This is a genomic window from Paenibacillus sp. J22P218, assembly GCF_056269195.1.
This window is the reverse complement of record NZ_JBWDNL010000011.1, coordinates 48632-61798: the sequence shown is the minus strand read 5'-3', so window position 1 is coordinate 61798 and position 13167 is coordinate 48632. Positions and strand designations below refer to the sequence as shown.

Below are 13167 nucleotides of genomic sequence, written 5' to 3'. Positions count from 1 at the left end.
GGAGGTCAGCCTTTCGTCGCTCCCGCCGTTAGTCCTCTGACGAGCGCCTTCTGGAACACGATGAAAATAATAAGCACGGGCAGCGTCGTCACGATTCCCGCCGCATTCAGCGGTCCCCATTGGATGCCGGATTTCGTAATGAACGTATTGATGCCCGCAGGCAGCGTCCGCATGGCGTCCGAATTAATGAACGTCATGGCGAGCAGCATCTCCTGCCAAGCCGTAATGCAGACGGTCAGTCCGACCGCCACGAGACCGGACCTGGCAAGCGGAATAACCATGCGGAACAAAATGCCGAGCGAGGAAGCGCCGTCGATCGTCGCGGCTTCGTCGATGTCTTTCGGCACGCTTTTGAAATAGCCGGTTAACAGCCAAATCGCCATCGGAAGCATAATAGCGCTGTTGGTCAAAATAATGCTCTCGTGCGAGTTCAGCATATCGAACTTGCCCCACATGATGTACAGGGGCACGATCAGCGTCGTCAACGGCATCACTTGAGCAAATAGAATAACGGTGAAGTAGAGAAGCTTCCCCTTGAACGCATATCTCGTCATACTGTAGGCGGCAAAGCTCGCGATAACGAGCACGATTAGCACCGTACCTGCCGTATTGATGACGGAATTCATAAAGTAGGTCGGAATTTCCGAGCTTCGGAACACATTGCCGTAATGCTCCCAAGTGAATTGCTCCGGCAGCATCGTTGGCGGATCTCGGAATATTTCCTCCGACGGCTTCGTCGACGTCACGAACAGCCAATAGAGGGGGAACAAGATAACGATCATTACAGCGGCAATAACAACAACGTTTATAACGGTTCTAAGAGACGATTTCATGGTGTTCACGCTCACTCCTTCACTGATCTCAGCATGGCCCGCATATACGGCGAACAGATCACTCCGATAATGACCAAGCTAATGAGCGCCATCGCCGACGATTTGCCGAAGTCAAAAAATTCAAATGCCAGCCGGTACGTGTAGATCGGCAGAGTGGAGGTCGCATCCATCGGACCGCCTTTGGTCGTTACCCAGATCAGGTCGAAATAATTGAGCGTCCATATCGTCGTAATGACGCCTGTCGCGCCGATAATCGGCATGAGATGCGGCACTTTGATATAGCGAACAATACTGAACCATCTTGCGCCGTCAATCTTCGCCGCTTCCAGCTGATCGTCAGGAATGTCCTGCAGCGATGCAAGCAGCATCAAGAACCAGAAGGGAAACGCCTTCCACGTATTGACGAGAATTAAGGTGGATAGCGCCCGGTCGGGGCCCAGCCACGAAATATTTTTATCGGTCAGATGCAAGTACTGGAGAATGTCGTTCACGATGCCCATATCCGATTGGAGCATCCAGCTCCACATTAAAGCGGTTACGACGCCCGGCAGCACCCAAGGGAGCAGAAGCACGGAGCGCAGAATGCCTTTGCTTCGTCTTCTTTCGTCCACGTATAGGGCGGATAATAGCCCGGCTGCCATCTGCAGCAGCACTCCGCACACTGTCCATATCATTGTCGTAAGCAATATTTTCATAAAAATATCGTCAGTTATTACGTCCTTGAAATTATCGAGTCCGATGAACGGCTTATCGGGCTTGCTGAGCTGCCACCGGTGAAGGCTGACATATAGGTTATAAAATAACGGGTAAGCCAGTAAACCTACGATTACGACTAGCGATGGCAATAAATAGAGGTAAGGAACAAACTTGCGTAGAAGCCGTTTATCTGTCATAAACATATCTCCCGAACTTCGGCTTAACGAAGAGGGCAGGTGTCCGCGGGTTGCGTTGCCTGCCCTAGCCGGTTACTTTTGCGCTGCAATTTCTTTGATTTTGTTCTCTAGATCGCTGACAGCCTGGTCGACCGCTTGGTCGCCGATGATGACTTTTGTCACCGTGTCATAGACAGCTGCGTCGATTTCTTTGTAGTAAAGCGTCTTTGGCTGCGATTGTCTTGCGAACTTAATTTGGTCTTTGAAAATCGCGTAAGCCGGATCGGTTGCGAACTTCGACACGGCCAGCGACGCGTTATTCGCCGGTACGTCGGTCATCGTGCGTGCGTTGAAGTCGACCGAGGTTAACATTTGCGCCAGCTTCGCGGCCGCTTCCGGATGCTTCGAGCTAGCCGAGACTCCGATGCCGAAGCCGCCGCCGAAAGAGCCGTCCGGTGCGCTTGCATCCATCTTCGGAACAAGCGATTGGCCGAAGAACGTTGCTGCTTTCAAATCCGGGTTCTGATCGGTTACCCATGTACCCGCAATGACCATCGCTACTTTCTGCTGTGCGAAGAGCGTGCCGAGCTTGAGGTGATCGAGTGTAGCATAATCCGATTCATAAGAAGACTTCATATCGGCAAGCAGTTGCAGATAGCCTTTAAATTCCGGCGTATTGACGTTAGGCGTAATGGCGCCGCCGTCCACATTGATAATGGATCCGGTGGAAGCAGTGAACAAGCTTTGTGTCGGGAATTCCTTAAGACCGAGGTCCATGCCGAAGCCTGCTACTTTGCCGTCCGTTGCTTCTGTAATCTTAGCGGCATAATTCTTAAGCTCGCTCCATGTTGTTGGCGGCTTCTCCGGATCGAGCCCAGCTTGCTTGAACACTTCCTTGTTATACCAGAGGACGCGTGCGTCGGTCGTGTACGGAAGCGCCAAGTGCTTGTTGTCCCACGTATACATGGACAGAATGCCTGGGAAGAAGTCGGTGAACGCGCCGTCGCCCAGCGTTTGGCCGAGGTCGAGCAGATAGCCGGAATTCGCGAATGTCGGGAAGTCCGGGTTGTTCACGATAAATACGTCAGGCGCGTTGCCGCTCGCGAACATCACTTTATACTTTGTTTCCCAATCGCCCCATGGATCGCTTTGGAATTCCACCTCGTATCCGGGATTTTCGCTTTCGAACTTCGTTTTCAACTCTTCGAAGACGGGAGCGATGTTCGGATCGGCCACCCATTCCGAGAACCCGTAGTAGACGAGCTTCTCTTTTTTGCCGGAGTCAGGCGCCTTGGTTGCTTCATCCGTCTTCTTGGGCTCATTCGTTCCTGAAGAGCCCTCGTTGTTGTCCTTATTCGATCCTCCGCTGCATGCCGAAGCAAGCGCTGTCATGAGGATGAATACGAACAAGACCACCACTATTTTTCCGTACCGCTTGTGCATTGCGTTACCCCCTTAGTGAAAATAGTATATTGAAGGCTTCGTCTTGTATAGATAGAGACGATAGCGCTTACAACTGAGGCCTGCATCATCGATTGCGTTCATTAGTTGAAGTTTGCTGAAGGTGGCAGCTCGATTCTCGTCGGCGTCTGTATCAATAACTTTGATACAGATTTGAATATTCTGTGTTAATTTACAGCCTTATCATAAATCCGTTTATTCACTGTGTCAATAATTAAATGATATATTGTTATTAATTAATACAGATGATACAGAAAAGAGAGACTGAACGGGTTCAGTCTCTCTTTTTGCCAAGCCGTATGAGGGGTGAAATTACACGATGGATTCCAGTGGCAGTGCTTTGCCGATCGAGCTGCCGTAATTGATCTCACCTTTGCATATTTGTCCGAGCACGGATAGATGATCTTTGCCTTCGAGCACATACATGAGCTGCTGCGCTGCAGTGCGTCCCATGTCGTAGAAGGGTTGATTAATGCCCGTAATATCGAGCTTCAGCTTAAGGTTGAGGTTTAAAGCGTCATAGGTAACGAGCGAGATATCCTCTGGAATACGCAGCTGCAGCTTATCCAGCGCTGCAATTGCGGCTTCGGCGATCTGGTCGTTGGCTGAGAAGATCGCTGTGCAGCCGCTCTCAGTAATGAGCGAAGCAAGGCGCGAGCTGTACGCCTCGAATTCATCGGCGAAATTCTCGAAGGCGGTCGGAAGAAGTATATCCAGCTCGGGCGCGAATTCGATTCCCGAGTCGAGAAAAGCTTGCTTTACGCCAAGCAGCCGTTCATTGAACGTGCTGAGATCGGAGTTGCGTATGAATAGGATGCGGCGATGGCCTTTCTCGATCAGCATCTTCGTGAGCTGATAGGCACCAGCCGCGTTATCGCTCGTTACGAATGGAATGTCGCTATTGTACATGTAGCGGTCGAGAAAAATAACCTTGATGCCGTTCGTTTTCAGTAAGCGGTAAAGCTTCTGGTTGCGCTCCTCATGGTTCTGATCGTAGATGGGGCTAAGAATGACGCCGTCTACGCGCTTGGCAACCGCTCCTTTAATAAGCGATTCCAGCTTGTCGAGGTTGCGGTCGTCGCTATAGCTGAGCAGGTGATATCCACGCAGCTGCAGCACGTCCTGGATCCCCCGAAGCGCCGATGCCCATAACGGGTTATCGATACCGACGACCGAAGCGGCAATAAGTCCGGATCGGCTTTGGCTGAGCGGCGAGGAGACGCCGTTCTCGATAAACGTGCCGCGTCGCTTGTCCCTCTTCAGAAGCCCTTCCGCACACAGCTCCTTGATCGCTTTCTCTACCGTATTCACGCTTGATTGGTACGACTCGGCGAAGTCGCGGCTTGATGGTAGCTTCGTATCGCCAAGCCATTCGCCTTCCAGTATTCTTTTCTTAATATCTTCCTTGATACGGGAATAAGGATATGTCGACATGGATTTCCTTTCTTCAGAGCCGAATTGAAATACCTGCAACTATTGTATCAACTGTATCAATGAAATTGCAACGAAAAACGGAAATAAGCAGATAGGTGTGCATTTCGTATAAACATCCCTTTGTCGCTCGATCGAGAGGGAGCTGTAAGAGCGCCGGTGAGCTTACAGCGGTAGCGGTGAAGTAGCTAGTGTGTTCGTGCTGTAGGAGCCATATGTGCTCTTGCGGCGTGAGGGTCTGGTGTGGCAGTGGTGGTCGATGAGAGCGCCAAAGAAAAAGAGCGGTACAGGGATCGATCCCTGTACCGCTCTTAGTTATATCTCTGTGATCGTCTGCTTGCCAGAACGCACAATCGATTGGTCCACGAGCACCTGCATGGCGTCGATGCTGATTTCCATCGTTTGTTTGCTAATCGGTATGCACGACAGCTCCGTGCAAGCGATAATGACGCAGTTGCAGCCTTCTTGGTAGACGAGCTCGTTAATGATCCCTTCAAGAACGGCCGGATCGACCTCCAGATTGCTTTTTACCTGATTATAGATAATGTCCATCACGAGCTCTTGAATCGCTTCATTCGGCTCATGGAGCTTCATATTGTAGCTCTCGCAGCCCGCCTTATAAACACCGCTGTTAATAGTGCCGGTGGTCGCCAGTATACCGATCTTGCTATTGTCGCCGTATTTCGCGTGAATGGCCTTCAACGTTTCGTCGACCATATTAATAATTGGAACGGTGGTCATCTCCTGCATCTGATCGTAGAAGTAATGCGACGTATTGCACGGAATGGCGATATGCGCCGCCCCAGCAAGCTCGAGCAGCTTGAAGTCCTTCGCGATCGCCTCCAAAAACAGCTCTCCTTGTCCGCTAAGAATGACACTCGTACGGTCAGGCAGCGTCACATGATTCAGAATGATCATGTTGATATGCTCTTGATCGCGGTCGGCTGCCGTATGCTCAATCACCTTATCGAAGAAAACGGAGGTTGCCTTCGGGCCCATTCCGCCAATGACGCCTAAGCTTTTATGTTCCATTGCTCTACCCACTTTTAAAATGAATTAGTTGTCCATGCGGCGGATTAATTGGCAGCGGATCTGTCCTCAAGCTGCTTCAGAGCGATCTGAGCGCCGGGATCCATGCCCTGACAGCCTGCCAACAGCACTAAGTCGCGAGACGCTGCATGGGATAGCCCTTCAGCAATCGCGTCAGGCAATTCGTCATACAGCCGTACACGGATGTTCGCTTGCTCCATGACGTCGAGGAATACTTGCGTCTCCTCATCGGTGACGAAGTCCTTGCTCGTCACATGCGAAATACTCCGCGTAGCAATGATCTCATCAAGCTCCAAACGCTTCATCCACTGGACAATCGTCTCGGCGTTTTCCCGATTGACGGTAGGTCCGCGGCTGCCTCTAATGGCATAGACAAGATGAAGCTTATCGTAATCCATGAACTTCACCGTCTCCAGCGTGACATGGATATTGCCTGGATTGGCGAAATGATCGTCGATAATCATAAAATCATTTTCATATATGAACTCGAACCGGCGCTCAACGCCGGCGAATGTACGCATCGTAGCCTGAATGGTTTCTACGGGAATGCCGCAGAGCAGCGCCACTGTAATGGCCACCATCGAATTATAGACGGAATGCAGACCTGGTACAGCAAGCTGAATATCGAATTCACCAGCCGTGTGCCAAGTGCCATCCACTTGGAACGGCTTCACAATCTCGTATGTATAACGTGCGCGTCCCGTTGACAGATCGAGATTTTTGCAATAAAAATGGCCTTCCTTGCTCTTCACGCCGAACGTCACGACGCTTGCTTTCGTCTTATCCGCGAGCGATGCCGAGTAGGAATCGTCGAGATTGAGGACGGCGTAGCTGTGCTCGCCCGCATTCGTGATCAAGCTGGATTTGGCCTCAAAATATTGCTCGAACGTTCCGTGGGAATCGATATGCTCCCGGCTTAAATTGTTGAACGTCACAATGTCGTAATCGACGCCCTCGACCCGGCGAGTTTCCAGAGCGGCGGAGGATACCTCCATGCTGACATGCGAAACGCCCTTATCGACCATTTGCTTCAAGTAATGCTGCAGGTCAAGCGATTCCGGCGTTGTCAGCTCCGACGGGATAGAGACATCGTCAACCTTGATGACAACTGTACCGATCAACCCCGTCTTGAGACCATGGTTCTCTAGGATGGCATTGGTCATATAGGAGGTCGTTGTCTTGCCGTTCGTCGCCGTTATACCGATCATCTTCATCTTGTCGGCAGGGTTGCCGTAGAATGCCGCGCCAAGCTGCGCTAAAGCGATTCGGCTGTTCGCTACGCGAATTTGCGGTATGTCGAGATCGAAGTTGAACTCTTCGACGACAGCAGCGACAGCGCCGTTCTCTACCGCGTTGCCGAGATACTTGTGGCCATTCGTTTGGTAGCCGTTGATTGCGACGAACAAGTCGCCCGGCTTGCACTTCTGGGAGTGGTAGCTAATTCCCGAAACCGTTATATCCTTCGGATGCAGCGTATCTAAAGTTGCGGTGGATGTCAGTAGTTCCCGTAACAGAATCATTTAAACGCACTCCTTTGTCCGAATCGATTCATGATCTGCGTAAAATTTTGCCGGTAATCATGCGAAGGAATCCGAAGGCAGGCTTCGGATCGCTCCATGACCAGATAGCAGGTGCTTTGGGCTTGAACAGCGACTTGAACACTTGGCCGACGGTTAGCTGCTTCGTGCGAACGTAACCTCTGATGGCCAACAAGTCCTCGTAGAAATACCAGAACACGCGGTTCGTGTCCTTCTTGAGCGCGCTTGGCGGCTGCGGCGAGCCTGTCAGTTCCATATATGTGAGATAAGGAATGTTCATTCCGACTTTGTAAAGCAGGTTGTTCAAGTTAGTGATGCGCACGTTGACCTCGATCAAGTAAAACTGACCGGTATCAGCGTCTTTTTTGAACTCAATCTCGGCAAAGCCTTTCCATTTCATTTTCTCTAGGAAGGGAGCGCCGATATCGTGCAGTTCCTGTACATACTTCTGTCCCGTATAGACGGAAGCGCCGAAGTTGATCGGGAACTGGCGGTACTTCTGGCAAGTTACCCAGTTCGTCACCTTGGAATCTTGATTCAAATACGCGTCATAGGTGTACATATGATCATCGAAGCCTGGAATAATGCGCTGTACGATGACTTCAAGTCCAGCTTGCTTCGATTTCTCAAGCGCCTCAACGAGCTGCGCTTTGTTGTCGACTATGAACAGCTTCTTCCTGAACTTAGCAACGAACGAAGGAGAATCAGTCGGCTTCACGACACACGGATATTTCAAGATCGATTCTACTTTTTCGAAAAATTGGTCTTCGTCCACGCGGACGGTTTCCGGGACAGCAACGCCGTTCTCGCTCGCCAGACGGTGCAAAATTTCTTTGTTCATCAGGTTCGTGTAGATGCCTGGAACATCCTGCGGAATGAGGTAAAACTCGCGCAGCTCCTCCAAAAATTCATCCACTACCTCAACATAATTGTCGTGGCAAGGAATGAGCACTGGAGGCGCGGATTGCCCTTTGGCGTAGTCCTTCAGAAATTGAATGAAAGCCTTCTTGTCATTCTTATAATGAGGGGCAATCAGCCGCTCTGAACAATACTTGGACTGAGCACCGTAATTATGATTGTCTGTGTAATCGACAGCAACCGTATGTATTCCATTAACGCCGAGGCAACGAATCGTACTAAGGCCGATATAATAATTGCATCCTAAGATGACTGCTTTGTTGTTCATAGAAAAGGCACACCCCGCTTGATTTGCTTACCACATCAGAATGGTTATGTACTTTACAGATATAAGGTAAAGGCAATCATTCTGATTGGCGATAAAAACTTCCCATGCTTTCGAAGCGAGTTTGCCTTTGCAAACTTTAGGGTCGCACATCTTAGAGGTGCTCCGACAGGAGTTTTTCTCAAATAATTTTACTGCATACTTCCTTATAATACAAATGGATTTATTAGCAATAATAGGCGCCATAATCGGTTTTAAACGTAAACGATTATAAATTGATTTCCTTTCACTATAAACAGAAATAGGAAATTAGAACTATTAAAGGGTAAAAAATAAAGCGCAGATGTCGAATAATAAATGAAAATTGCTGGTGATCGTCGACATGATTTTACAAACTCCTTAAAAGTCTAGGAGTATAATAGAACTATTACCACACGAGTGCTATATAAGGAGTGTGCCCCGAAGCGAATATGGACAAATACAATCTGCTACAACAATTGCATTCGCTGCGGCTTAAGCTTCATGAAATTGCTGAGGCACGAGGCAGCTTGACTGACCCCGACGTTCTGGCGATCAGCGAAGAGGCTGATCAATTGATCGTAGAACTGCAATATCTACAGCGGGAAGAGCTGACATACAGTTCTTCCAGGCAATCGAATATATGATTACTTCTCCCTCAATTTGCGGAAGAACTGCGTTAGCAGCGAGGCGCATTCTTGCTGAAGAATGCCGCTCGTCAGCTCCGTCTCATGATTGAAGCGCGGCTCTTGAAGCAGATTCATAAGTGTACCTGCACAGCCGGCCTTCGGATCGGTAGTGCCATAGACGACACGTTTCACACGAGACTGGACGATTGCGCCTGCACACATCGGACAAGGTTCCAATGTGACGTAGAGCGTACAGTCCAGTAATCGCCATGCGCCGATGCGTTCTGTGGCGTCGCGGATTGCGACCATCTCCGCATGGGCGGTTGGATCGTTATGCGTCTCTCTTAAGTTATAACCCCTTCCGATAATCTCATTATTACGAACGATAATAGCCCCGATTGGCACTTCCCCGATCTGCTCAGCTTTTCGGGCTTCTGCGATAGCTTCCGTCATCCAGGCCTGATCTTCCAGTTCTCGTATCATTTTGGTAAATTTCCTTTCGATAATCGTAGTTTATTCTGCGAACAAATATTCCGTTGTTAACATGCAGTGGATAGAATTGTGGATAAAATATTAGTTATCCACAAACTTATGCACATTATATCAACTTCTGTGTATAACTCATGTGAACAGTGGGTATAAGCTGTCTATAAGTAACGACTTTTATGCGATATCGCTATTTTTATAAATTTCTAGTTAATGGAATAGTTCCTAGGAACTGCTCCGAAATGATCATCGAACAAAAGGATGTGTCTATCGTTGTCGATTAAGATGAAGTTTTCACTTATGATTTCTCTTATTGTACTCTCGATTTTCATTGTCTACAGCATGTTGAACGAATATGCTTGGATACGCAGCATACGGGAAGAAATGAAGCAGGTCATGCTGGACACATCCATACAGGTAGCTGTATCCATGGATGCCTTCAAAACGAGATCGGATGGCGGGTCTCTAGGATTGAAGAGTAAGGTAGAAGGCAGAGACATGTTCGACCTGGTACAGAAATTAAATAACAATATCAAAGAGATTACCGTCTTCCATAATAACTCGCAGGAAATATCGGCGGGAACGTATGCTTACAATGATGCTATCAACGATAGCCCATTTGTGCAAGAAGCGAGAGACAGTGAATTTGTGTTTCGCAAAATGACCATCGACGACAAAACGTATTATCGAAGCTACTATTCGAACGAGAAGCTTGGAAGCTATACAATCAGTATCGTCTATGACGGCAAAGGCATTCAGGATCTCGTTGGAGAGAAACGAAATGACACGTTAATCTACTCCGCAATCGTTACGGTACTCGTACTATTAATTAGTTATTGGCTTGTAGGCGTTATGATACGCCCGCTCAAAGATATTTTATGGAAGGTTAATGAGGTGTCATCCGTAAGGTTCCATCAGCCGATACAGATTCGGCGCAAGGATGAATTCGGTCTGCTCGCTTTGAAGGTGAATGCCATGTCGCAAAACTTAAGCATCTATATGGACAAACTGCGCAAGGCGTTCGAAGAGAATAGACGGATGAAGGAGCATCTGGAGTCGTTCATTAATCATACTAGCGATGCGATCCATCTCTTGGAGCTGGATGGCACGATTATTCAGGTGAACCGCGCTTTCGAGCTGCTTTACGGTTATGAGGAAGAGGAGGCGATTGGCCTTGTATTCCCGATCTTGCCCGATTCACACCGTGACGAGCTGGAACAGATGCTCAGTCAGCTCGTCGCAGGCAGAGTTCTTCCGGCCAAGGAAACCATGCGAATGACGAAGTCGGGAGAGTTGATCCCGGTGAGTATCACCATATCGCCAATCCGCGATTCAGACGGGACAATCCGCGCCTTCGCAAGCATTTCTAGAGATATGCGCTCCCGCAATAAGATGGACGAGCTGCTGCGGCGCTCCGAGAAGCTAACCACGGTCGGACAATTGGCGGCAGGGGTCGCGCATGAAATTCGGAATCCGCTTACAACACTGAGAGGTTTTCTCCAGCTGCAGCAGCAGACGAAGCAGCTTAATGTGTCTCATGTAGGTCTGATGTTATCGGAGCTGGACCGAATTAATCTGATTGTCGGCGAGTTCCTCATCTTGGCGAAACCGCAGGCCACGAAGTTTGTAACCAAGGATATGCGCAATATTTTAAATGATGTTGTTGCATTGATGAATAGCGAGGCGCATCTGCACAATATCGAATTTAAGTCGCTATTCACGGAAGAGAACTGTCTCGTTTCATGCGAAGAGAATCAATTGAAGCAAGTATTCATTAATCTGCTGAAAAACGCGATCGAGGCGATGCCGGCAGGCGGCCCGATCCATATTCATATTACGAATCGAAAAGGGATCGTTTCGATTACGATTACGGACGAAGGTGTCGGCATTCCGGAGGAGATGATCTCGAAGATCGGCGACCCGTTCTTCACGGGGAAGGAATCGGGCACGGGACTTGGTATTATGGTCAGCCAGCGAATTATTCTGAATCATAAAGGGAATCTCGATTTTCAAAGCCAAGAAAATGTGGGAACAACGGTGCATGTGTCGCTTCCGGCTTTGAAACCTTTGACGGAGGACGGTATACTAGAAGCATCATTAACCGAGGGTATGTAGATGCGAAGTGCGAGGGAGAGGATGCAATGAGCGCTGGGCCTCGTGACGATGGAGAGGGCTATAGCTGTGTGCTTGCAGGTGCGACCGGGCTTGTTGGCGCTGCGCTGTTAAGACAACTGCTGGAGGATCCGAATTCTAGAGCGGTGACCGTGCTCGCTAGGCGGCCGCTGGATGCTGCTGCAACGGCGGGACTTGAGGCCAAGAGGTCTAAGCTGCGAATAATTGTAGCATCCTTCGATGATATCGATTTAGCGCTGCAGGACGTAGAGGCCGATATTGTCTATTGCGCGCTTGGAACAACGATTAAAGCGGCGGGCTCGCAGGAAGCGTTCCGCACGGTTGATTTGGAATATCCGCTCGCGCTGGCTCGCTATGCGAAGCGAGTGAATGCATCGCAGTTCGCTGTAATTACGGCGATGGGATCTTCCAAGAGCTCGGCTTTCTTCTACAGCCGAGTAAAGGGCGAGCTTGAAGAGGAGCTTGCGAAGCTGGAAATACCTCTGCTCCATATTTTCCAGCCGTCGTTGCTGCTTGGTCACCGGAAAGAAAAGCGGCTAGGCGAGACGGTGGGGACGTGGCTGGCAACGGCGCTTGGCTTCACGATGGTCGGACCGCTGCGCAGGTATAGGGCGATTCGCGGCGATGTAGTGGCTGCTGCAATGCTTCGGGCTACTCGAATCGCATGGGCGGAGCAGCATGGGCAAGGGCAGAATAGGACCGTTCAGCGGAGTCCTGAAGTAAAGGTGTACGCTTCGGGCGACATTGCTGAGATAGGGCATATACAGGCGAGGTGAACATACAGATGAGAATTAACAAGTTTATTAGTGAGACGGGCTACTGCTCGCGCCGCGAGGCGGACAAGCTGGTGGACAGCGGCCGAGTTACGATTAATGGCGAGACGGCCGTGCTCGGCAGCCAAGCCGAGCTAGGCGATGATGTGCGCGTGGATGGACGACGGATTGGCGAACAGAAACGGCATGTATATATTGCGTTGAATAAGCCTGTCGGCATTACTTGTACGACTGAGCTTCATATTAAAGGCAATATCGTTGACTTTATCGGTCATGAGGAACGCATATTCCCGATCGGAAGACTCGATAAGGATTCCGAGGGCCTCATTCTGCTTACGAATGATGGCGATGTCGTGAACCCGATTCTGCGTTCGGAAGGCAAGCATGAGAAGGAATACATAGTAACCGTTGACCGTCCTATTAACGATTCCTTCGTTCGAGGCATGTCGGAGGGTGTGCGCATACTCGGCAGCATGACGCTGCCTTGCAAGGTAACGCGTGTGACAGACCGCGTATTCCGCATTATTCTGACCGAAGGAAAGAATAGGCAAATTCGTCGCATGTGCGAGGCGTTCGGTTATCATGTCAGGAAGCTTCAGCGTGTACGGGTTATGAATATTCAGCTTGGCGGGCTCGCATCCGGGAAGTGGCGTGATCTAACGGAGGCGGAGAAGTCGGCGTTATTCCGGACACTGGGGTATGAGGTAAACAGCTAACCTTATCTATGTTAATTCCGATGAAAGTATAAAGCCCCGACAGG

At 49.7% G+C, this 13167-nt stretch carries 12 protein-coding genes; 4 read left to right on the top strand and 8 right to left on the bottom strand.

Annotated features, from left to right (window positions below; all coding sequences use genetic code 11):
• Positions 1 to 5: 5 nt before the first annotated feature.
• The 7 genes from AC0YN0_RS30365 to AC0YN0_RS30335 form a co-directional block, all read right to left on the bottom strand.
• Positions 6 to 833 carry a carbohydrate ABC transporter permease gene (locus AC0YN0_RS30365; RefSeq protein WP_475824643.1) on the bottom strand — a complete coding sequence of 276 codons (828 nt, stop codon included), beginning with the start codon at positions 831 to 833 and terminating at the stop codon, positions 6 to 8.
• An 11-nt stretch (positions 834 to 844) separates the two neighbouring features.
• Complete coding sequence (locus tag AC0YN0_RS30360; RefSeq protein ID WP_337102303.1) at positions 845 to 1726, bottom strand: carbohydrate ABC transporter permease; 882 nt, start codon at positions 1724 to 1726, stop codon at positions 845 to 847.
• Between the two features lie 72 nt (positions 1727 to 1798).
• Complete coding sequence (locus AC0YN0_RS30355; protein WP_475824625.1) at positions 1799 to 3148, bottom strand: ABC transporter substrate-binding protein; 1350 nt, start codon at positions 3146 to 3148, stop codon at positions 1799 to 1801.
• A 330-nt stretch (positions 3149 to 3478) separates the two neighbouring features.
• A complete protein-coding gene (locus AC0YN0_RS30350; RefSeq protein ID WP_475824624.1) occupies positions 3479 to 4600 on the bottom strand; it encodes a GntR family transcriptional regulator in 1122 nt (373 codons plus the stop codon).
• 312 nt (positions 4601 to 4912) lie between these two features.
• Positions 4913 to 5629 (bottom strand): cysteate racemase, encoded by a 717-nt coding sequence (gene cuyB / locus AC0YN0_RS30345; RefSeq protein WP_475824623.1) that lies wholly within the window; start codon positions 5627 to 5629, stop codon positions 4913 to 4915.
• Positions 5630 to 5673: 44 nt separating this feature from the next.
• Positions 5674 to 7167, bottom strand: coding sequence for a Mur ligase family protein (locus AC0YN0_RS30340; RefSeq protein ID WP_475824622.1), 1494 nt, complete (start codon positions 7165 to 7167; stop codon positions 5674 to 5676).
• Between the two features lie 28 nt (positions 7168 to 7195).
• Positions 7196 to 8371, bottom strand: a complete 1176-nt coding sequence (locus AC0YN0_RS30335) for a carboxylate--amine ligase (protein WP_475824621.1) — start codon at positions 8369 to 8371, stop codon at positions 7196 to 7198.
• A 467-nt stretch (positions 8372 to 8838) separates the two neighbouring features.
• On the opposite strand from AC0YN0_RS30335, the gene AC0YN0_RS30330 reads away from it, so the two are divergent.
• Positions 8839 to 9033 (top strand): Spo0E family sporulation regulatory protein-aspartic acid phosphatase, encoded by a 195-nt coding sequence (locus AC0YN0_RS30330; RefSeq protein WP_442050144.1) that lies wholly within the window; start codon positions 8839 to 8841, stop codon positions 9031 to 9033.
• Here the strand turns inward: AC0YN0_RS30330 and tadA are convergent, their stop codons facing one another.
• Positions 9034 to 9498: a tRNA adenosine(34) deaminase TadA gene (gene tadA / locus AC0YN0_RS30325; protein WP_442050143.1), complete on the bottom strand. Its 465-nt coding sequence runs from the start codon at positions 9496 to 9498 to the stop codon at positions 9034 to 9036.
• 276 nt (positions 9499 to 9774) lie between these two features.
• Here tadA and AC0YN0_RS30320 point away from each other — a divergent pair, with 276 nt between their 5' ends.
• From AC0YN0_RS30320 to rluF, 3 genes are read left to right on the top strand one after another with little or no spacing between them, the layout of a single operon-like run.
• Positions 9775 to 11616 carry an ATP-binding protein gene (locus tag AC0YN0_RS30320; RefSeq protein WP_475824620.1) on the top strand — a complete coding sequence of 614 codons (1842 nt, stop codon included), beginning with the start codon at positions 9775 to 9777 and terminating at the stop codon, positions 11614 to 11616.
• A gap of 26 nt (positions 11617 to 11642) precedes the next feature.
• Positions 11643 to 12410, top strand: coding sequence for an NAD(P)H-binding protein (locus AC0YN0_RS30315; RefSeq protein ID WP_475824619.1), 768 nt, complete (start codon positions 11643 to 11645; stop codon positions 12408 to 12410).
• 8 nt (positions 12411 to 12418) lie between these two features.
• The gene (gene rluF, locus AC0YN0_RS30310) at positions 12419 to 13123 is read left to right on the top strand and encodes a 23S rRNA pseudouridine(2604) synthase RluF (RefSeq protein ID WP_475824618.1); all 705 of its coding nucleotides are present in this window, start codon (positions 12419 to 12421) and stop codon (positions 13121 to 13123) included.
• The last annotated feature ends 44 nt before the right edge of the window (positions 13124 to 13167 follow it).

What these genes read in the sequence shown, in the direction of transcription:
- AC0YN0_RS30365 (WP_475824643.1), bottom strand. Translation starts at nt 833, where the DNA reads ATGAAATCGTCTCTTAGAACCGTTATAAACGTTGTTGTTATTGCCGCT.
- AC0YN0_RS30360 (WP_337102303.1), bottom strand. Translation starts at nt 1,726, where the DNA reads ATGACAGATAAACGGCTTCTACGCAAGTTTGTTCCTTACCTCTATTTA.
- AC0YN0_RS30355 (WP_475824625.1), bottom strand. Translation starts at nt 3,148, where the DNA reads ATGCACAAGCGGTACGGAAAAATAGTGGTGGTCTTGTTCGTATTCATC.
- AC0YN0_RS30350 (WP_475824624.1), bottom strand. Translation starts at nt 4,600, where the DNA reads ATGTCGACATATCCTTATTCCCGTATCAAGGAAGATATTAAGAAAAGA.
- cuyB (WP_475824623.1), bottom strand. Translation starts at nt 5,629, where the DNA reads ATGGAACATAAAAGCTTAGGCGTCATTGGCGGAATGGGCCCGAAGGCA.
- AC0YN0_RS30340 (WP_475824622.1), bottom strand. Translation starts at nt 7,167, where the DNA reads ATGATTCTGTTACGGGAACTACTGACATCCACCGCAACTTTAGATACG.
- AC0YN0_RS30335 (WP_475824621.1), bottom strand. Translation starts at nt 8,371, where the DNA reads ATGAACAACAAAGCAGTCATCTTAGGATGCAATTATTATATCGGCCTT.
- AC0YN0_RS30330 (WP_442050144.1), top strand. Translation starts at nt 8,839, where the DNA reads ATGGACAAATACAATCTGCTACAACAATTGCATTCGCTGCGGCTTAAG.
- tadA (WP_442050143.1), bottom strand. Translation starts at nt 9,498, where the DNA reads ATGATACGAGAACTGGAAGATCAGGCCTGGATGACGGAAGCTATCGCA.
- AC0YN0_RS30315 (WP_475824619.1), top strand. Translation starts at nt 11,643, where the DNA reads ATGAGCGCTGGGCCTCGTGACGATGGAGAGGGCTATAGCTGTGTGCTT.
- rluF (WP_475824618.1), top strand. Translation starts at nt 12,419, where the DNA reads ATGAGAATTAACAAGTTTATTAGTGAGACGGGCTACTGCTCGCGCCGC.